This is a genomic window from Chitinophagales bacterium, from assembly GCA_016787225.1.
Lineage (GTDB): Bacteria > Bacteroidota > Bacteroidia > Chitinophagales > JADJOU01 > CHPMRC01.
Genome location: JAEUUY010000011.1, coordinates 312,913 through 331,353, shown reverse-complemented (window position 1 = coordinate 331,353; position 18,441 = coordinate 312,913). Strand labels below are relative to the sequence as shown.

At 35.4% G+C, this 18,441-nt stretch carries 25 protein-coding genes; 5 read left to right on the top strand and 20 right to left on the bottom strand.

Annotation, left to right across the window (positions count from 1 at the left end):
* From JNL75_04660 to JNL75_04640, 5 genes are all read left to right on the top strand, one after another.
* Positions 1–140 (top strand): hypothetical protein (locus tag JNL75_04660; protein MBL7789109.1); only part of this gene is annotated, 140 nt, incomplete at its 5' end.
* A gap of 108 nt (positions 141–248) precedes the next feature.
* Positions 249–1,343, top strand: a complete 1,095-nt coding sequence (locus JNL75_04655) for a PorP/SprF family type IX secretion system membrane protein (protein ID MBL7789108.1) — start codon at positions 249–251, stop codon at positions 1,341–1,343.
* A 5-nt stretch (positions 1,344–1,348) separates the two neighbouring features.
* Positions 1,349–2,623 (top strand): hypothetical protein, encoded by a 1,275-nt coding sequence (locus JNL75_04650; GenBank protein ID MBL7789107.1) that lies wholly within the window; start codon positions 1,349–1,351, stop codon positions 2,621–2,623.
* Between the two features lie 26 nt (positions 2,624–2,649).
* Entirely contained in the window at positions 2,650–3,099 is a 450-nt protein-coding gene (locus tag JNL75_04645) for a YkgJ family cysteine cluster protein (protein MBL7789106.1), read from the top strand.
* Positions 3,086–4,090, top strand: a complete 1,005-nt coding sequence (locus tag JNL75_04640; GenBank protein ID MBL7789105.1) for an NTP transferase domain-containing protein — start codon at positions 3,086–3,088, stop codon at positions 4,088–4,090. The genes JNL75_04645 and JNL75_04640 overlap by 14 nt, the downstream gene beginning before the upstream one ends.
* A 273-nt stretch (positions 4,091–4,363) precedes the next feature.
* On the opposite strand, the gene JNL75_04635 is transcribed toward JNL75_04640, so the two are convergent.
* The 20 genes from JNL75_04635 to crtI all read right to left on the bottom strand — a co-directional run bounded on the left by JNL75_04635 (position 4,364) and on the right by crtI (position 18,401).
* Positions 4,364–4,735: a co-chaperone GroES gene (locus JNL75_04635; protein MBL7789104.1), complete on the bottom strand. Its 372-nt coding sequence runs from the start codon at positions 4,733–4,735 to the stop codon at positions 4,364–4,366.
* A 74-nt stretch (positions 4,736–4,809) separates the two neighbouring features.
* Complete coding sequence (locus JNL75_04630; protein MBL7789103.1) at positions 4,810–5,004, bottom strand: twin-arginine translocase TatA/TatE family subunit; 195 nt, start codon at positions 5,002–5,004, stop codon at positions 4,810–4,812.
* Positions 5,005–5,101: 97 nt separating this feature from the next.
* On the bottom strand, positions 5,102–6,190 hold the full coding sequence (gene gcvT, locus JNL75_04625) for a glycine cleavage system aminomethyltransferase GcvT (protein ID MBL7789102.1): 1,089 nt from the start codon (positions 6,188–6,190) through the stop codon (positions 5,102–5,104).
* A gap of 213 nt (positions 6,191–6,403) precedes the next feature.
* Positions 6,404–6,580 (bottom strand): hypothetical protein, encoded by a 177-nt coding sequence (locus JNL75_04620; protein MBL7789101.1) that lies wholly within the window; start codon positions 6,578–6,580, stop codon positions 6,404–6,406.
* 63 nt (positions 6,581–6,643) lie between these two features.
* On the bottom strand, positions 6,644–7,273 hold the full coding sequence (locus JNL75_04615) for a flavin reductase (GenBank protein MBL7789100.1): 630 nt from the start codon (positions 7,271–7,273) through the stop codon (positions 6,644–6,646).
* 6 nt (positions 7,274–7,279) lie between these two features.
* The gene (locus JNL75_04610; GenBank protein ID MBL7789099.1) at positions 7,280–8,737 is read right to left on the bottom strand and encodes a cryptochrome/photolyase family protein; all 1,458 of its coding nucleotides are present in this window, start codon (positions 8,735–8,737) and stop codon (positions 7,280–7,282) included.
* A 3-nt stretch (positions 8,738–8,740) separates the two neighbouring features.
* Positions 8,741–8,893, bottom strand: coding sequence for a DUF2256 domain-containing protein (locus JNL75_04605; GenBank protein MBL7789098.1), 153 nt, complete (start codon positions 8,891–8,893; stop codon positions 8,741–8,743).
* Positions 8,890–10,398 (bottom strand): deoxyribodipyrimidine photo-lyase, encoded by a 1,509-nt coding sequence (locus tag JNL75_04600; GenBank protein ID MBL7789097.1) that lies wholly within the window; start codon positions 10,396–10,398, stop codon positions 8,890–8,892. The genes JNL75_04605 and JNL75_04600 overlap by 4 nt, the downstream gene beginning before the upstream one ends.
* Positions 10,399–11,628, bottom strand: a complete 1,230-nt coding sequence (locus tag JNL75_04595; protein MBL7789096.1) for a hypothetical protein — start codon at positions 11,626–11,628, stop codon at positions 10,399–10,401.
* Positions 11,516–12,094 carry a DUF429 domain-containing protein gene (locus tag JNL75_04590; GenBank protein ID MBL7789095.1) on the bottom strand — a complete coding sequence of 193 codons (579 nt, stop codon included), beginning with the start codon at positions 12,092–12,094 and terminating at the stop codon, positions 11,516–11,518. Before JNL75_04590 ends, JNL75_04595 begins: the two co-directional genes overlap by 113 nt.
* 3 nt (positions 12,095–12,097) lie before the next feature.
* Positions 12,098–12,382 carry a TIGR03643 family protein gene (locus tag JNL75_04585; GenBank protein MBL7789094.1) on the bottom strand — a complete coding sequence of 95 codons (285 nt, stop codon included), beginning with the start codon at positions 12,380–12,382 and terminating at the stop codon, positions 12,098–12,100.
* Entirely contained in the window at positions 12,375–12,806 is a 432-nt protein-coding gene (locus JNL75_04580; protein ID MBL7789093.1) for a DUF2452 domain-containing protein, read from the bottom strand. Before JNL75_04580 ends, JNL75_04585 begins: the two co-directional genes overlap by 8 nt.
* A gap of 11 nt (positions 12,807–12,817) precedes the next feature.
* A complete protein-coding gene (locus JNL75_04575; protein ID MBL7789092.1) occupies positions 12,818–13,291 on the bottom strand; it encodes an SRPBCC family protein in 474 nt (157 codons plus the stop codon).
* A 3-nt stretch (positions 13,292–13,294) separates the two neighbouring features.
* Positions 13,295–13,660 (bottom strand): hypothetical protein, encoded by a 366-nt coding sequence (locus JNL75_04570; protein ID MBL7789091.1) that lies wholly within the window; start codon positions 13,658–13,660, stop codon positions 13,295–13,297.
* 26 nt (positions 13,661–13,686) lie between these two features.
* Positions 13,687–14,373: an SDR family oxidoreductase gene (locus tag JNL75_04565; GenBank protein MBL7789090.1), complete on the bottom strand. Its 687-nt coding sequence runs from the start codon at positions 14,371–14,373 to the stop codon at positions 13,687–13,689.
* Complete coding sequence (locus tag JNL75_04560) at positions 14,370–15,062, bottom strand: lycopene cyclase domain-containing protein (protein MBL7789089.1); 693 nt, start codon at positions 15,060–15,062, stop codon at positions 14,370–14,372. Before JNL75_04560 ends, JNL75_04565 begins: the two co-directional genes overlap by 4 nt.
* Complete coding sequence (locus JNL75_04555; protein MBL7789088.1) at positions 15,063–15,518, bottom strand: sterol desaturase family protein; 456 nt, start codon at positions 15,516–15,518, stop codon at positions 15,063–15,065. It abuts the gene before it with no gap.
* Positions 15,515–15,973 carry a hypothetical protein gene (locus JNL75_04550; protein MBL7789087.1) on the bottom strand — a complete coding sequence of 153 codons (459 nt, stop codon included), beginning with the start codon at positions 15,971–15,973 and terminating at the stop codon, positions 15,515–15,517. The genes JNL75_04555 and JNL75_04550 overlap by 4 nt, the downstream gene beginning before the upstream one ends.
* Positions 15,973–16,854 (bottom strand): phytoene/squalene synthase family protein, encoded by an 882-nt coding sequence (locus JNL75_04545; protein MBL7789086.1) that lies wholly within the window; start codon positions 16,852–16,854, stop codon positions 15,973–15,975. Before JNL75_04545 ends, JNL75_04550 begins: the two co-directional genes overlap by 1 nt.
* A 68-nt stretch (positions 16,855–16,922) precedes the next feature.
* The gene (gene crtI, locus JNL75_04540; protein ID MBL7789085.1) at positions 16,923–18,401 is read right to left on the bottom strand and encodes a phytoene desaturase; all 1,479 of its coding nucleotides are present in this window, start codon (positions 18,399–18,401) and stop codon (positions 16,923–16,925) included.
* Positions 18,402–18,441: the final 40 nt, after the last annotated feature.

The window sequence follows — 18,441 nt, the reverse complement described above, 5'->3', positions numbered from 1 at the left end:
CTGACCATATCACTATGGGATGGGATGGGGTCTATAAAAACGAGCCACAACCAAGTGGCGTATACAGCTTCTCTGCAGAGGTAGAATATCTCAACGGAGAAAAACGTACTAAAAAAGGAAGTATTACGTTGATAAGGTAGTTCGTAGAGAGGTGTAGTAAAAAAATATCATTCAGATTAAAAAGAAAGTGATAATTTTATACTCGAAAATACTTATCTACGAAAGAAATCAAAGGAGAAAAAGAGCAAATGAAGAAACTATCAATCGTATTACTTTCCATACTGTCTTGTGCTTTGCTAAAGTCTCAAGACCCCCATTTCAGTATATTCTACGGAGTTCCTATAGGCATTAACCCTGCTTATACAGGAAACTTCAATGGAAATTTCAGAGTCAGTGCACAATATCGAGACCAATGGAATTCTATATTGTCTAACGAGTCTATTGCAGCATATCGCACAATAGTCGGAAGTTTAGAGGCACGTACCAACAAGGGAATAGACGAGAATGATTTCGTGGGTATGGGAGTTTATGGTATGAGGGATGTTGCTGGTCAGAGTAGGTTAGCTAACACTAAAATTGGACTATCGGCTTCTTACAGAAAAGCTCTAGATCAGTATGGTGATCATTTCATCGCAATTGGAGGTCAGATAGCTTTTCATCAAAGTACTATTGACTTATCAAATCTTACCTGGGGCAATCAGTGGAATGGTACTCGCTACGATGGAGCCATACCTGGTGAATCGGGAAGATTGGATGATAATTTAATTTTTTACGATTTTAGTACAGGGATTTCATGGGGCTACAATGTTTATAATACCCGAAAGAGATTTTCTGCGGGTTTAGGGTTGCTACATATAAATCAACCAAGAGCCAGTTTCTTTAGAAATCCAGGCGGAACAAGTGCAGATGGTGCACTTATCATACCAATGCGTATAAACTTTAATGCAGCAGCCGCTTTTGAGATGGGACAATCCCTAGACCTAATCCCTAAAGTTTTAGTCATGAAGCAAGGTGCAAGTTTTGAAACTATGGCAGGCTCTGATGTTCGACTACTTTTAGATCCAACAGACCCATTGAGTAATTCGGTTTATCTTGGATTAATGACAAGAATAGTAGGTGGTGACCCAACAAATGTATTAAATAGTGGTTCTTTGAATTTTGAATCTTTTGTAATAACAACTAGAGTTGATTATAATAATTTTGAAATTGGTGCAGCCTACGATTTAAATGTGTCGGACCTAAAGAGAGCTTCTAAATTTCAGGGAGGATTCGAACTCTATATGAACTATGTATTTAGTATCAAACACTCGAGACAAAGAAAAATGTTCTGTCCTAAATTTTAGTGACAGTGAGGTGTCTTAAGTTTTTATTTATTGCTTTCTTGGTTGTCTTTATAGGCTCTAGTATGAGTGCCTCTAGGCTTTTAATACCTATGGACAAAGAACAGAAAAATCACTTGAAGTCCTACGGTATTGCATATTGGGTTATAGACAAGAATCTTCAGGTGGAATGGCTACTGAATTATCGTGGCGGTAGTTTTGCTTTACCATTTTCAGAAACCATTGAGAAGGAGTGTATCATTCGTGGTGTTAGTTATGAAATAGTTTCAGAGTCTGATTATTCTTCTATTGTTGAAAATATATCACGAAATGATGTTAACCAAGAGGTTATAAAACTAGAAGTTGCTCCTAAAATAGCCATCTACTCTCCTAAAACTAAACTGCCATGGGATGATGCGGTAACCATGGTGTTGACTTATGCAGAAATTCCTTATGAGGTTATCTATGATCAAGAAATTTTGACGGATAAATTGCCGAAATATAATTGGCTACATTTACATCATGAAGATTTCACAGGTCAGTATGGCAAGTTTTATGGAGCCTATCATACAGCTGAATGGTATAAAAAAGATCAGGAAAATATGGAGGCTATAGCTAAGGAATTTGGTTTTGATAAAGTGTCAAAAATGAAATTGGCCGTAACTAAAAGAATCAAAGAATTTGTAATAGGTGGTGGATTTTTATTTGCTATGTGCTCTGCTACTGATTCCTATGATATTGCATTGGCTTCAGAAGAAACAGATATCTGTGAGTCTGTTTTCGATGGAGATCCATTAGACCCAAACTATCAAAATAAATTGGATTTTAATAAGAGCTTTGCATTTCAAAAATACAACTTATATACCAATCCTTACGTTTATGAGTATTCAAGTATTGATAGAAACCCGGCTATGGGCGACCCGAATATCGATGAATCCGAAGACTATTTTTTGTTGTTCGAATTTTCAGCAAAATGGGATCATATACCGACTATTTTAACTCAAAACCACGAACGAATTATTAAAGGATTTATGGGTCAGACGACCGCATTTAAAAAGGATTTAATTAAGAACGATGTCATTATCTTAGCAGATAATAAAAGCGCTAATGAGGCCAGATATATCCACGGAACTAAGGGCAAGGGTATGTGGACCTTCTATGGTGGCCATGATCCAGAGGATTATCAGCACTATGTTTATGATCCTAAGACGGATTTAAATTTACATCCTAATTCACCTGGATATAGACTAATATTAAATAATGTTCTTTTTCCTGCTGCTAAGAAAAAGAAACAAAAAACCTAACCAAAGAGGGTAGTAAATATTGAACAGTGGGCAGTCTAACTAGTTTAAAGGATATACCAGCTGAAAAATTAGATTTAGTTTTCTCTTCCACACATGATATTGTTTTTAAAAACTATGATTGTCTCTCATGCGCAAATTGTTGTCGAAATTATAGTCCTATTATAGAGCTAGAAGAAATAGTTGATTTAAGCTTTGCCATTGGTGTTTCAACTTCAGCATTATTTCAAAACTACGTAGAAATGGATGAAGATGGTGATTTTGTATTCAAGTCTCAACCTTGCCCAATGTTAAATCTTGAGGACAACAAATGTCGTATTTATAAAGATAGACCGCGGGCTTGTCGCGAGTATCCTCATACCAACATGAAAGGAATAAAAAACCATCTCGGTCTTTTGGAAAAAAACATAGAAATTTGTCCTGCGGCAGAGGAAATTTTTAGTCGAGTAGTAAAAGCAATCGAACATGTCAAAGCTTAAAGCAATCATACCAGTAGCAGGTGCTGGCACACGCCTCCGACCATTTACCTATACGCAGCCTAAAGCACTTATACCTATAGCAGGTAAGCCTATTATATCCTATATAATTGATGACCTAAAAAATCAAGGGATTACCGACTTACTTTTTATCGTGGGATATTTTGGAGAAAAAATAGTGGATTATGTCAATGAGAATTATCCAGAGCTAAATTCTAAATTTGTTTTTCAAGCAAAGCGGGAGGGAATAGGACAAGCCGTTTTTTTAGTCAAGGAATTTGTACAACCAAACGATGAGCTTATTATTGTATTGGGCGATAGTTTGATAGAAATTAATTCTAATTTTTATAAAGCCAAAAAATCAAGTATTGCTATCAAGAAGGTAAAAGATCCTTATAATTTTGGCGTAGTTGAATTAGGTGAAGAAGATAAAATAGTTCGATTTGTAGAAAAACCAAGGATTCCTAAGTCAAATTTAGCCTTGGTAGGTTTGTATAAAATCGTCGAAACAGATTTATTATTTTCCATATTGGATAAGTATGAAAAGGACGGAATTAGAACAGAAGGCGAGTTTCAGTTAACGGATGTGCTTAACGAAATGCTAAAGCAAGGAGTATCTTTCGACTTAGTAGTAGCCGAGCAGTGGCTCGACGTTGGCAATGGAGAAGTTTTACTAAATTCAAATTCTTTATTACTAAATAAGTTCGGAGGACGGATATCTCCTACTGCGCGTGTGATAAATTCGGTTATCGTAGAACCAGTATATATTGCAGAGAATTGCGAAATTACTAATTCTATTGTAGGACCCAATGTTTCAATTGGGGAACATGCAAAAATTAATCACTCCATTATAGAAAATGGAATCATTGGCAGTTATTCAAAACTTGATACTATGAAGCTTTCAGACTTCGTAATAGGAAGTGACTCTTCTCTCAAAGGAGCATCGCAAACCATTACCGTAGGCGATAACACAGAGATAGACTTTAGCAAGTAATAGCTGACTAGAATTTGATACCGTTTGTATTTATGTAACAGTCCAATATCACTGTCGTTCATTGCCCTGAGCATCAATAATAACGGCATTTACCACTGTAACCATTCAAAATAGTTTGGAATATTATAGATGTAATACCGTAAGCGTATTAGTAATAGTCCAATGTCGCATGGCTCATTGTACTAAACAAATACTGCTACGGCATTTACCATAACAAGGTATTAAAATGGGTTGGACCATTTTAATACCGCTATTGGTATAACATTGGTATAATTAATTCACCCATTCATCTCGCAGAACCATCAGCACTGATGATTGAGACAAAATGAAATATTTTTGATTATTGAATTGAATCTCGTAGCAATGTTTTTGTAAAAATACAGCCAAATCGCCTACTTGTACTTGAAGCGGAATATACTTTATCATATCTGAAGCAGGCTTCCATGGCTCATCGGGTTCTATATTCGGGATAGGGTAGCCAGGTCCTACTTTTATGACATAACCCGACTGGATATTTTCTTTTTCTTGAATGCCTGGAGGTAAAATCAAGCCTGATTTGGTGGTATTTTCGATGGTAGATGGCTTGACTAATAGACGGTCTCCTATTACCTCTATTTTCTCAATATCTTTGGTGTTGAAATTCATTTGTTTCGTTAAAAAGTTTAATGTTTAAAGTTTAAAGAAGATGGAAGTGTCTTTCAACTTTTCACTTTCAACTTTTAACCCTTCTTATAAGATTCTTCCTCTTCTACTTCTTTCATGCCTTCCTCTATCTCATTTTTGATATTGGCTTTGGCATTGTTGAATTCCTTGATTCCTTTTCCGACTCCTCTCATTAGTTCTGGAATCTTTTTTCCACCAAAAAGCAGAACAATTGCAAGTAAAATTATAATCCATTCCCAGCCACCTGGCATTCCAATTAGATACATTTTAAAATAATTAATAATTAGTAATGAATAATTAAGAATGGTCTATTGTACCAAATTTAATTAAGTGCAAATTTAATAGCTTTTAGTTAGATTTTTGGTAAAAAGGCATTTTAACTACCTTTGCTTTGACTAATTGCTCTCTAATTTTTACAAAGACCTCCGAATCTAGTTTGTTGTATGGTACATCAATGTAAGCTATACCTATGGAAACGTCCAACGATGGTGTTTGAGAGCCAGAAGTGACAATTCCAATCTTATTTCCACTAGCATCGGTTACTTCATATCCATGTCGAGGAATACCTCTATCGATCATTTGAATACCTACCAATTTTCTTTTTGTACCATTTTCTTTTAACTCTTTTGCAAAGTTATCTCCTATAAATGATTTAGTAAATTTAGTGATCCAACCTAAACCTGCTTCAATAGGATTGGTTGTGTCATCGATATCATTTCCATAAAGGCAGAAACCCATTTCTAATCTCAGCGTATCTCTAGCACCTAGTCCTATAGGCTGTAAACCAAATTCCGTGCCTGCATCAATAATTTTGTTCCAAACAGTGACGGCACTTTCATTTGGAATATAGAGTTCAAATCCGCCTGCACCAGTATAGCCTGTAGCAGAAAGAATAACATCTTTGCAGCCAGCAAAATCACCTTTTGAAAAATGATAATAAGGGATATCACTTAGATTGACAGAGGTTAATTTCTGCAAGGTAGCTGTGGCTTGTGGTCCTTGGACAGCTAGCAAAGAAGTTTCATCAGATATATTAGTCATTTTCACACCCAAATCGTTATGACTCGATATCCAGTTCCAATCCTTGTCTATATTAGAAGCATTGACGACCAGCATATAGTGGTTGTCAGCTATTTTATAAACCAATAAATCATCTACAATTCCGCCTTTATCATTGGGCATACAGGAATATTGTGCCTGACCATCAGCTAGTTTAGAGGCATCATTTGAGGTGACCTTTTGAATGAGGGCTAGGGCATTTTCCCCTTCAAGTATAAATTCTCCCATGTGGCTCACATCAAACATTCCTACTGCATTGCGAACTTGATGATGCTCCTCTTTGATTCCTTTATAGGAGATAGGCATGTTATATCCTGCAAATTCCGCCATTTTGGCGCCTAATGCTATATGGGTATCGGTTAATGGGGTATTTTTCATTGGGAGATATTGATTTTAGTGAGCAAATCTAAGGAAAAATGAGTCTCAAAAATGTTTTATTTCCTTAATCTTGTTGTCCGGCATTGAAGAGTATTTGGATTATCTATAACAAACACTAGTCTTCATTGTTTAAATCTTTTATAGCAAGATAAAAAGCGTAGAATGAGATTACAGTTACCAAACCTGTGATATAAGCAATGTACTGCATCATTATTATCTCTTTTTAAGTAGCTTTAAGAAAATACTCAATGAAAGAATGGTCGGTACCCAGAGCCCTACGAATAGTCCATCTTCTTTGTTTCCTCCAAAGTACAATAACTCTGCGTAAACTAAAGAAATTAAGGCTGCAATTAAGAATAATATATCTGCTTTGGTGAAGTTTTTTAACATGTGACGATTTAGCGTATAACAAAAATATAATTTTTTTAATATTTCAAAAGATGTATTATAAAATTAACATAGTTTAGTTGGTGCCTTGTCTGGTTGACTGTAATTGAGCCTAAAAAGCGGACTAGGGCTGTGATAAGAATCTAATCCTACGATAGAAGATATATTGGCATCTGTTATGGGTAGATAACCATCTTCTCTGGGTTTTATTTTCTCTAAAAATACTTCGACGATTTCTCCAATAACCAAGGATGTATCATTGATGCTTAAATCTATTTTTTCTCTAAATTTCATAGCGATACGAATTGGGGAATGCGCTACAAAGGGTGCTTGAAATTCTGTTTCTAATTTTTGGATTTTACATGCATCAAATTCTGAGACTTCTCTTGGATATTTCGCGGAAGTTTGGTGCGCATTTTCTATCATAGAAGCAGGAATATAGTTTATGCTGTAGCATTCAGTCTCTAAAATATTAGACAAGGTATGTCTCGGTACTGAATCTGGTCGGAATATGAGACCTAACAATGGTGGATGAGATCCTATATGAACCAGTGAGCTAAAGATGGCGAGATTAGTTTGACCTATTTTACTCCTCGTCCCCACTAAGACGGGGGTTTTAACTCCACTTAGTGTGTTGATAAACTGAGCTCGATATCGTTTGGGAAATTCTTGAATATCTTGACTATTAAATTGCATTTAGTTTTAAATAAGTTTCTTGAGGTAATTTTCAGCCATTGCGAGATAATTTGTTCTCTTTTCGACAGGCATTTTATCAAACATATGAACTAGTATACCTATTCGAGGATTGGACAGGGAAAAATCTCGCTGCTTATCCATAAAATTCCAAAAGAGCGCATCCCATATTTTTGACCATGCTCCCTTTTTGAAATCACTCATTTTGAATAAGTAATTGCTACCAGAAATATAAGGTTTGGTTGCCATAAGCCCTCCATCTGCAAACTGACTCATGCCATACACATTAGGAACCATAACCCAGTCATAGGCATCGATATACATTTCCATAAACCATTGATAAACATCATCGGGATCTATCTCTGCTAAGAGCATAAAATTGCCAAGTATCATAAGCCTTTCAATATGATGATTGTATCCTTTTTGAAGGACTTTTGCTATAGTGCTATCGATAGGTTCTATATTGGTAGTTCCACTATAAAAGCTTGATGGTATTTTTCTTGTAAATTTCCAGAAATTTTTTGTTCGTTCTTGACGGCCTTTGAGCAAATACACTGCACGGATATACTCTCGCCAGCCTATTATTTGTCTCATAAATCCTTCCAAACTATTCAATGGGATTTCATTTTCAGCTGCATATTGGAGGGTTTCATCTAAAACAAATTGAGGTGTAAGCAGCCCATTATTGAGCATAGGAGTCAAAATACTATGATTCAAAGTAGATTCATTCTCTACAATGGCGTCTTCATAAATTCCAAATTCAGATAATCTATTTTTCAGAAAATCTTTGAGCCATGTACGTGCTTCTTGAAACGTAGAGGGATATTTAAACCCCAGTTCGCCATAATTATGAGAGTAATATTTTGAAATGTAATTCTCCGCTTCGATATCATAATCATTTTTTGAAATCTGAATGAGCTGAGGAGGTATTTTTTCCTTAGGATACTTTTTGCGATTTTCGACATCAAACGACCATTTGCCACCAATTGGTTTTTTCAATTTATCCACCAAAATATTTCTTTTCTTTCTCTGGTCGATATAAAAATCTGTTTGATAAAATCTTTTCTTATCGGCAAAGTAATCTTTAATGTCGTTTCTTGAGTTGAGAAACATTGGCGTCTGATATATCATTGTTTCTATACCTGAATTTTTTATCCTTTGCGATAGCCAGTCATCGACGACTTCGCAGAAATGAATTTTAACTATGCCCTGCTCTTTGAGATAGGTAGCTAGTTTTCTGAAATCATGAAGTTCAGATTGGGATTGAATATATTCTACCGTTATACCTTGATTATGCAAGAAGCTTTGGTAAAACTTCATCGTCGATCTATGGTAGGCTAGTTTTATTTTATGAAATTTGTATTGATTAAAAAACAAATATTCTTCTATGAGATAAACTTTTCGTTCTCTATCTATACAGGGATTAGACTCGAATAATTGATGAGGGTAAACTAAAGATACTTCCACGCTTTATGCGAATTTATTATTTTTATTCATACGACATTTATCACTACAATATTTCACTTCATCCCAGCATTTTTCCCATTTCTTTCGCCAAACGAATTGAAGTTTGCAGACTAGGCAGATTTTTGTCGGAAGGTTCTCTTTTTTTATTGGTTTCATTTTTGTATCCTAGATTTCTTTTCTCTCCTTGCATCGTTTGGATCTTTCCTTTTTACGTGCATGGATAAAATTCTTTGATTTTCCTTTTTTACATCTTCGTCCTTTCGCAAGCCCCATATCTTATCTGAAGCGTATTTTCTCGTGGCTTCAATATCCACAATTGGTTCGGGGTAGTCTAGATTAATTTTACATCCATACATTTGTTGTTCGAGCTCTGTCATTTCCCAAGGCCTAAAAATCAACTCCGTGGGTACATTTCTTAGTTCAGGTATCCAAGTTCTAACAAAGCTTCCATCAGGATCATGTTCCTCGGCATTCTTTATAGGATTATATACCCGAATGACATTAATTCCAGTAACTCCGCTCTGCATCTGCTTCTGAGGATAATGTATTCCTGGTTCATAGTCAAGAAATACACGTGCCAGATATGTGGCATCTCTCCAATCTTGCCATAAATTGTAAGAAAAGAATGAGACAAGCATAGCACGCATTCGGAAATTGACGTATCCAGTTTCAGTAAGACAACGCATACTGGCATCTACCAGTGGTACTCCTGTTCTGCCATTTTCCCATGCTCGAATGTAATCTTCATTCTTTGACTTTAATAGTTTGTCGTATCCACGATTCGTATTTTCATATTCAATTCTACATTCCGATTCAAATTTCTGGATGAAATGATCTCGCCAATGCAGTCGTGAGATAAAGGCCGATAAAGCTCGTTTATTTTTAGAACCTTCGTAGGCATGAATTGTAGCTTGATAAACTTGTCTCATCGAAAGACAACCAAAACTCAAATAAGGAGAAATCCTGCCACAGGATTTTCTGCTTAGCATAGGTTTAGAAATATGATAGGAATAATTTTGGTATCGTGTAGTGAGGAAACTATGGAGATATTTTAAGCCTGCGGTACTTCCTCCTGGTTGAAAATTTTTATTGGGAATTTTGATTTCTGAAGGGAGGGTTTCCGGAGAGAATTTTCCTAAAACTTCTTGATGTAATGTAATTGCTTTAACATGTTCAATCTTATTCTCAATCAGCGGAGCTAGCATGGTTTCTTTCCATAGTTTATCCCATTGGTCTCTATTCTTCAATCGGCGAATCACGCCATTGGTCTGAGTTTCGATCCATGGTATATTGGCGGATTTCAATAATTTTCCAATAGCAATATCTCGCTGAAATGTCACGCGATTTCCAGTTTCTTCATGAGAGTAAATGGCATGGATAGAATAGTGTGCTATAAAATATTCAAAAATGGATTCGCAATCGCCATAGAGAATTTCGACTCTAGCTTGATGCGATTTTAATTTTGCATTCATGTCAAGTAACGATTCGTATACGAAACGCCAGTGGCGATTATCGCTATCGTGATAACTCATTATAGCCGGCTCAAATATAAACAATAGTAAAATAGGAAAACCGCTATCTGTGGCATGCTTCAGGGGCAGATGATCTGTGAGTCGAAGGTCTCTCTTGAACCAAACTATGGTGATAGGCTCACGTTTCATTTAACTTCGAAATTGTGATTTTAAAATGGGTTCTATTTTTTTCCAATAACTAAAAAAGGAAGGAAAGTAGCTTGTTACTTCAGTACACATCCAGTCGCGGGACTCCTCAATTCCTGAATAATTATAGTTCAGTGGATGTTCTTTAAAATAAATTTCGGAGTTTTCAATATGTTGTTTTAACTCTGAAAATTCACCAACAAAAATCTGTACGTCAGAGATATTATTAGCTAAGGCAAGCATAAAGTCTATACTCTTTTGAGAAATAGGATGTTTCTCAAAGGTACTGGGCTCTAGTAATAAGATTCGATTGGCCTTTAAGTTTTCATGCCAAATGGGATCCAGATTATAGAAGTTGTATATGAGGGTAGGAAGTCGATAGTCTATTTTGAGTTCTGTATTTGATGGAAGATTTGTTGCTAGATTTAAATCTTCTATTCTATCGTGAAATATATTCGGCGCGCTCATTTCCGCCAGTATCTCATAGCTAGTATCAAGAAATGTGTTTGACTGGTTTTTGCCAAAATATTTATTTATATTTTCTTGATTAGCATAGTATTTTTTGTGGCTAAATGCACCACAAACCCACTGCCAACTGAGTGTATTGGAGGCTATATCGGCATCGAGCAAGTGACAATAATACCATTTTGAACATTCTGACCAATGTGTTTGCGCTATGTTGGTAGCCAGCATAGCTGTGTACATTCTAAAATGATTATGTACATAGCCTGTCGTGTAGAGCGTATTGATAGAATGATCAATTCCTTCGATTCCAGTATTTCCATTTATAATACATGTTGGTATTTTATTTGAAATTACATCAGATTGTTGATTTTTTATATCGGTATAGATTTCACTTCCTAGAGACTGGTGTACGCGCTGAAAATAATCTCTCCAAGCGAGTTCTTTGATCATGGATTCAATCTCGTAGAGTTTAAACCCTCTTGAGATTAATGATAGCATGACAAGCTTAGTAGAGACGACACCTCTAGCTATGTAAGGCGAGAGATATGTAACTGCGCCGCTCAAATAATTACGTGTACGACTATATTCAATAGGGTCAATAGATTCTATCTTATCTATGATTTCGCTATAATCTGTAGTGAACATTTCTATAATATCAAATAAAAATTTGCCCTTCCAGCTCGTCTCCAAAGCATAGTGTGATTTTCTCCGTGTATCTAATTCCAGAAAGAAGACAGCATATGGCATCAAATTGATGAGGAGTTTCAACGATATTGTTGAGTTTAAACTTATAGTTTAGCTTTTTCAAGATTAAATTTATTGTAGCATTGTAATCTCCTTTAGGTTTCTTTATCTCTATAATTCGCAGGAAGTGTGAAGGGAAGGTTTCGATAAATTTTATGTTCTCATTTTGTGCTCTGAATGACATTGAGTTCGCAGTAAATCCTCCTATGAAAAGTGGTGACATGGCTTTGGTCTCTCTATCAGCTTTTCTGTAGTGATAATCATTGCCTAGTTTTTTATTGGTATAGACTATAGGTAATGACAGCGGAGCATCAATAGCTACTAACTTGATTTTATTGTCAACTATAAATTGATTAATATAGACATCAGCATCTTCTTTTATACTGCATTGATACGCGCAAATTAAATCCTCTTTGAGCCAAGCAAGTGCGACGGTGCCTTTCGTTCTACCCCCATAATCAATGCCTAAAATAGAAGAATTATCTGACACTTATTATCTCTTAGATATCTTGTTATTCGTAATGGTTCGTTGTAGAGAACATTTAAACCTATTGATTCCTTTAAGTCTTTTCTTTAAGTGTTTTTGACTTACCCCTTCATTGACACGTTGCCGCCAAAGATTGAAGCTGGATCTTTTGAGCTCTGCTCTCATGATTTTTATGACATCGGATTCTGCTGCGCCAAACTGAAACTCGATAGCTTCGAAGGGTGTGCGATCTTCCCAAGCCATTTCAATGATGCGATTCAACTCTGAATTAGTCCAAGTGGCCTTAATCATTCTCTATAGTTGAAGCGGCGACTGGATTCAATTCTATCAAACACCATTTCCGTTCACTATTGAGCATAGTAGTACCTAGATATTCTTGATTCCATTCTTTAGGTGAGATAAGAGATAGAAAGTTTTGTCCAGTTTTATCTTTATACAAATAGTAGGTTTCTCCTACTACAGGTTCGAAGGTAAATCGTGCATTGTAAACCAATTCATTCCATTGAAATTCCTTTAAGAGTTTGTTATACTCTTCTTTTAATTCATTAAACCGTGAATGAATAGATTTATTTACTTTTTGGATTCCAGATACTTTCCAGCTCGAGACATCATCTATTTTGATAACAGGTGCACCTATAGATGTAGCGTAGGGAAGTAATTTAGCATGATATCCCTGCTCTTCATCATATACTATATTGTCAGGTTTTTTTGACATCTCAGTTTGTCTTATAAGTTTAATTTTCCAAACTCTCTTTCGACCGCTATAAACCGAAAATCGAAGATCGCTTTTAGTTGATTTCGAATAAATAATGAGTTGGCTATATCTCCTAGAATTCCGAACGGTGGTTTATAAGACACTATATCTTCCATCAAGACTCCTCCATCAATGGGAGATATTTTATGCTGGTGGTGCCATATAGCGTATGGTCCTACCCGCTGCTCATCGACAAAGTATTCCTTATCCTTGACATGAGTGATTTCTGTAACCCAGTTCATAGGTATGCCTAATATAGGTTTGACCTTATAGGAAATAATCATACCAGCATACATGACGTCAACTATCGGTTCATTCGTGATTTCAAAACCCATGTACTCTGGTGTAATCTTCTTCAAATTTCTAGGAGAGGAAATAAATTTCCAAACTTGGTCAATCGTAGCAGGGATTTCCTGTTTGGTGCGAAGTTGATATATTCCAGCCATGAGTTAAAAATATTGCTTTACAGGGACAACTTTACGTTCCATATTGTAACCATCCGCTATCCTTTCTTCTATAGTTGTCGCTTCATTCATCAGAGGCTTGATATTGATACCAGTCAAGTGGAGCTTATCAATTATGCCTAACCAATGTATAACTTTTTTAGCATGGTCATGGATTGATGCTATTTTTTGAAGACGCATAGATTTCGGCTCATAATCTGAAAGCTGGGACAGCTCGTATTGAAGACCTCCTGCATGGCTGAAAAAGTTCTCGGTAGCTACTTTTTCATTGGTTGGTAATAGTTTTTTATAAAGTTCTATAGCATGATCTAAAAATTCATTACTATGTATTTGCATTAATTTGATGTCCATATTTATTAATTTAAAATGGTGAATAATTATTTTTTTATAGAAGAAATACCTCCATCGAGTTTGAATACTTGTCCAGTTATCCAGCTAGATTTATCACTGAGAAGAAATGCAGCTAATTCAGCAGCATCTTCTGGAGAGCCAATTCTATTTAATGGATGGCGTTGTGCACTGGCTTCTATTTTTTCAGGGGTATTGAGAAGAGGTTGGGCAAGCGGAGTGTTAGTAATAGACGGTGCTATACAATTTACTCTAATTTTGGGGGCCAGTTCAGCAGCTAAGGAACGCGTCAAACCTTCTATAGCGCCTTTACTAGCAGAGACTAAACTATGAAATGTAAATCCTGTCTGCACAGCGACTGTAGAAAACAAGACAATAGAAGCATTTTGTGCAGCTTTGAGACGTGGTAAAACAGATTGAATGACTTTGACGGCGCCTAGTACTTGTAATTTATAGTCATTGATATAATCTTCTTCGGTGATTCTGTGAAATGGTTTTAAATTAATAGCACCTACGCAATATGCTATTCCGTCGATTGTTTCAGGAAGTGCATCTATAGGGAACTCACTATTGGTTTGGTATGAAAAGTAATTTATTGTACTGTCCGACACTTCATTTTTAAAAAAACTAGCATAGACGTTATGCTCATGACATAGATTGGTGGCAAGTGCCCGACCTATACCGCTAGATCCTCCTATGATAAGATAGTTTTTCATTTCGTGGATTTATGGAGATAAAATTCAAAAAGTAGGATATTGGACAACAAAAGCGCCAAACCATAAAATATATCTTCGAAAGGTACAGTTAATATACGAAAACCTAAATTCTCAGAATTATTATAGAATACGACGATTCTATTCATAAAACTTCCTGTCAAGATACCATTGAATATATAGAAGGGGATAAGAATTATTAAGTAAAACAATAGAAAATGTAGAAATTTGATTTTTGCGAAACGATAGGCAATGACTAAGGTAATTCCACAGCTGATAAAGGCTGCAGAAGTATAAAGTTTGTCATAATGAAAAATTCCAAACACGATGCTTACTATTCCTAAAATGAGCCAAAATTGATCGAAGGAGTATTTCATTTTAGCGAAAATGAATTTTCGAAAACAATAATAAGTGAAAACACAAGCATAAGGTATGCAGATAAAAAATAAAATTTCTTCTACTGGAAGGTTGAAAATTTGTACTCCAATAGTATATTTCAAATTAAAACCCCATACGCCTATTTTAGTATAATAAATATCCCATAATATAAACAGCAAGGCTATTAGTAGATTGCCAGGGAAGTAGTATCTCCAGTGTGTTCTAAAGTCAAATGACTTAGTAAATGAAAACAACAATGGAAATATTATTGTGAATAAATCTACGAAAACATAAGTAAGTTTCTCTGGAACCATTTATCTATTTCTATACGCTTCTTTGAAATAATGAAAAGGTACCCAAAGCATACCAAAACATTCGCCATCTTCAGGACCCAGATGAGAATGATGTTTGCGATGAGCTTTCTGCAATGCTTTGAAGTAAAAAAATTGTTGTGTCCAGTTTGAGAATAATCGTTTGTGAATAATTATTTCATGCACTATAAAATAAGCAATTCCATAAGCTAAAATTCCTAACCCAATATAGGTACAAAACTCCATGCCTGATACGAACGAACCGCAATAGAATAGAGACATTGAGATAATAGCGAAATAGACAAAAAACCAATCGTTCTTTTCCATCACTTTCGACTTATCTTTATTATGATGATCATAATGCAGATTCCAAAGAAAGCCATGCATCACGTATTTATGCGTGCACCATGTCACTCCTTCCATAAGAAAAAAAGTAGCTAAGAAAATTATGATATTCATCCTTTCGATATTTTGAGTTGAGCAATTTTGGTATAAAGGTTTTGATCAAATTTTTTGTTTTCTTCATTTCGCAGATACTCTAGCATTAGATTTTTATCCTCCTCCATATTATTATAGTTGAGACCTTTAGGTATTTTTACCTGAATTTCATATCGGAAAAATCTTAATTCTATTCTTTCTGGTTCTTCTTTGATAGCTTTTTCCAGCAATTTTTTGCCTTTGTAGAAATATTTTAATTTTGTCCATGGCATACTGGCATGATTGGATTTCATCATATAAGCCACAGCCAGATATCCTTGATGCTCTGCTAATAAATTTTTTTCGAATCTGGCTATCATTTCATCCGCCTTTTTTCCATCGGTGAGTGCTTTACCGAGTTCTTGTCTAATAGATTCATTATAAGATGCGAATAGACTTGAATTAATAAAAAGAAAAAAGGCAAGCAATATTTTCATTAAATGCTGATTTTAAATTTTCGCATAAAAATAGTATAAACTGCCATAGAGAGTTTTTTAACATTGGAGATACTTGCTCTCTTTTTTAATAAAACTTCCGCTGGCATGGTTTTTATTTTTCGTGTAAGTCCTTTATAGTACACATAAGCTAAATAGACTCCATAGCGCGAAGTTTTAGGAAGCAACTTAATACCTTCTAGTGCCAAGTCAAATTCCAGTTCAATTTCATCAATTAGTGTTTCCTTCGTGCTATTATTGAATCGACTCAAATCTAGATTTGGGAAATATACTCTGCCTAGATGAAGGGAATCCTCTTTAATATCTCGCAAGAAATTTATTTTCTGAAAAGCCGAGCCGAGCTTCATAGCCATAGGACGCAGTCTATGATAAGAGGTCATGTCTCCATTTACGAAGACATATAGACACATAAGCCCTACAACTTCTGCTGAACCATAAATATAAGTATCGTACGAAACTTTATCATGTGATTTGGATTCTAAATCCATGCGCATACTATTCAGAAAACTCTTTATCAAACTATGGTCGATATTATATTTATTGACTACATACTGAAAACTATTCAAAACAGGATTCGTAGAGATTTTTCTTTCAATACTTCGATATGTTTCTTCTTCGAATTCACTCAAGAGAGTTTTTTTATCATACCCATGAAAGCTATCTACTATTTCATCGGCTACCCGCACAAAGCCGTATATCTGGTATATGGCACTGCGCACGGATTTATCAAGACATAGAATGCCAATAGAAAAACTAGTGCTATATTTTTTAGTAATATTTATACTAGCCTGCAAAGAAATCTCATCATATAAAGATTTAGGGCTGGTAAGCTCTAGCGTATTGAATTGAATCGTAGTGTTCATGTTTACAGGCTCGACGATAGCCTCATGTGGTAAATTTAAACTAATTGCTACGGACATGTATATTAAATTTATGTTGTGAAATATTTATGGATTTCATTGGCAACTATTTTTCCAGAAATAATCGCCGGTGGCACTCCTGGTCCTGGAACGGTGAGCTGACCTGTATAGAAAAGATTATTCACTTTTTTATTTTTCATCTTTGGTTTTAGAAATGCTGTCTGCATAAGTGTGTTTGCTAATCCATAAGCATTTCCTTTATACGAATTATAATCTTCAATAAAATTTTTAGCAGTGAATTGTTTTTTGAAAACAATATGAGGCTTGATGGATTCACCCGTGTATTTCTCTAGACGCTCTATGACATTTAGAAAATAGTGGTCCACCATAGCCTCATTTTCGACTAATTGAATAGCGTGTGGGATTAGTATAAATATGTTCTCCGAGTTTTCTGGAGCTACAGTAGTATCTGTCTTGGAAGGACAACAAACATAGAAAAGAGGCTCTTTGGTCCAATTAGGGTTTTCATAGATATCCCTAGCATGGGCATTGTAGTCTGTATCGAAAAAAAGATTATGGTGCAAAAGTTTTGATATTTTTTTATTTACACCTAAATAAAATAAAACAGAAGATGGTGCAAAAACCCGGGATTCCCAGTAAGATTCATCATAATTTCTATACGGAACATCCAATAGTTTCATTTCAGTATGGTGGTAGTCTGCGGAAGATAAGATAGCATCAAAACCAAGAGAGTTAGAATTCAATTTAACCCCAATGGCTTTACCATTATTTACTTCTATTTTTTCTATATTGGCATTGGTTACGATCTCTACTCCTAGCTCGTGAGCTAAAGCAGTCATAGCTTCGGCGATCTTGACCATACCACCCTGAGGATAGTAGGTGCCTTGTACCATGGCTGCATAGTTCATAATACTATAAAGGGCAGGAATTTTGTCTGCCATAGCACCTAAGAATATAACAGGAAATTCTACAACCTGTCTTAGTTTCTCATTTTTAAAGAGTGCACGAACTTCATTGGCTAATGGACTAAATAGATTAGTTATGAATACTTCGCGTATAATGTCCCAGCGAATAAATTCAAGAACACTATGACAAGGTTTGAAAACCAAATCTGTCATGCTTATTTTATATTTATATGCTGCATTTTTGAGAAATTTTTCCAACTTCTTTCCACTACCTGGCTCGAGATTATCAAATGCTTGACGCAATTCTTGAGCATCATTATGCATCAGAAATTGTTCACCGCCCTTAAATATAATTTGAAAACCAGGTGACAACTTTACCAAATCATAATAATCCGCTGTTTTCTTATCAAAATCTCCAAAAAATCTATCAAATACATCCGGCATCCAGTACCAGCTCGGTCCCATATCGAATCTAAAGCCTTCAGATTCAAACATCCTAGCACGTCCTCCTGTGTCTTTATTTTTCTCAAATATAGTAACGCTAAAGCCCTGCCTTGCTAGATAACATGCAGCACTGAGTCCGGAAAAGCCTGCGCCTATGATGGCTATTTTTTTATTATTCATTACAAAATCTAGAACAAAGATAATAAGAAAAAATAAATAG

Coding starts and splice junctions, on each gene's coding strand:
- JNL75_04655 (MBL7789108.1), top strand. CDS start 249: ATGAAGAAACTATCAATCGTATTACTTTCCATACTGTCTTGTGCTTTG.
- JNL75_04640 (MBL7789105.1), top strand. CDS start 3,086: ATGTCAAAGCTTAAAGCAATCATACCAGTAGCAGGTGCTGGCACACGC.
- JNL75_04635 (MBL7789104.1), bottom strand. CDS start 4,735: ATGAATTTCAACACCAAAGATATTGAGAAAATAGAGGTAATAGGAGAC.
- JNL75_04630 (MBL7789103.1), bottom strand. CDS start 5,004: ATGCCAGGTGGCTGGGAATGGATTATAATTTTACTTGCAATTGTTCTG.
- gcvT (MBL7789102.1), bottom strand. CDS start 6,190: ATGAAAAATACCCCATTAACCGATACCCATATAGCATTAGGCGCCAAA.
- JNL75_04620 (MBL7789101.1), bottom strand. CDS start 6,580: ATGTTAAAAAACTTCACCAAAGCAGATATATTATTCTTAATTGCAGCC.
- JNL75_04615 (MBL7789100.1), bottom strand. CDS start 7,273: ATGCAATTTAATAGTCAAGATATTCAAGAATTTCCCAAACGATATCGA.
- JNL75_04605 (MBL7789098.1), bottom strand. CDS start 8,893: ATGAAACCAATAAAAAAAGAGAACCTTCCGACAAAAATCTGCCTAGTC.
- JNL75_04600 (MBL7789097.1), bottom strand. CDS start 10,398: ATGAAACGTGAGCCTATCACCATAGTTTGGTTCAAGAGAGACCTTCGA.
- JNL75_04585 (MBL7789094.1), bottom strand. CDS start 12,382: ATGATTAAGGCCACTTGGACTAATTCAGAGTTGAATCGCATCATTGAA.
- JNL75_04580 (MBL7789093.1), bottom strand. CDS start 12,806: ATGTCAAAAAAACCTGACAATATAGTATATGATGAAGAGCAGGGATAT.
- JNL75_04575 (MBL7789092.1), bottom strand. CDS start 13,291: ATGGCTGGAATATATCAACTTCGCACCAAACAGGAAATCCCTGCTACG.
- JNL75_04570 (MBL7789091.1), bottom strand. CDS start 13,660: ATGGACATCAAATTAATGCAAATACATAGTAATGAATTTTTAGATCAT.
- JNL75_04565 (MBL7789090.1), bottom strand. CDS start 14,373: ATGAAAAACTATCTTATCATAGGAGGATCTAGCGGTATAGGTCGGGCA.
- JNL75_04560 (MBL7789089.1), bottom strand. CDS start 15,062: ATGGTTCCAGAGAAACTTACTTATGTTTTCGTAGATTTATTCACAATA.
- JNL75_04555 (MBL7789088.1), bottom strand. CDS start 15,518: ATGAATATCATAATTTTCTTAGCTACTTTTTTTCTTATGGAAGGAGTG.
- JNL75_04550 (MBL7789087.1), bottom strand. CDS start 15,973: ATGAAAATATTGCTTGCCTTTTTTCTTTTTATTAATTCAAGTCTATTC.
- JNL75_04545 (MBL7789086.1), bottom strand. CDS start 16,854: ATGAACACTACGATTCAATTCAATACGCTAGAGCTTACCAGCCCTAAA.
- crtI (MBL7789085.1), bottom strand. CDS start 18,401: ATGAATAATAAAAAAATAGCCATCATAGGCGCAGGCTTTTCCGGACTC.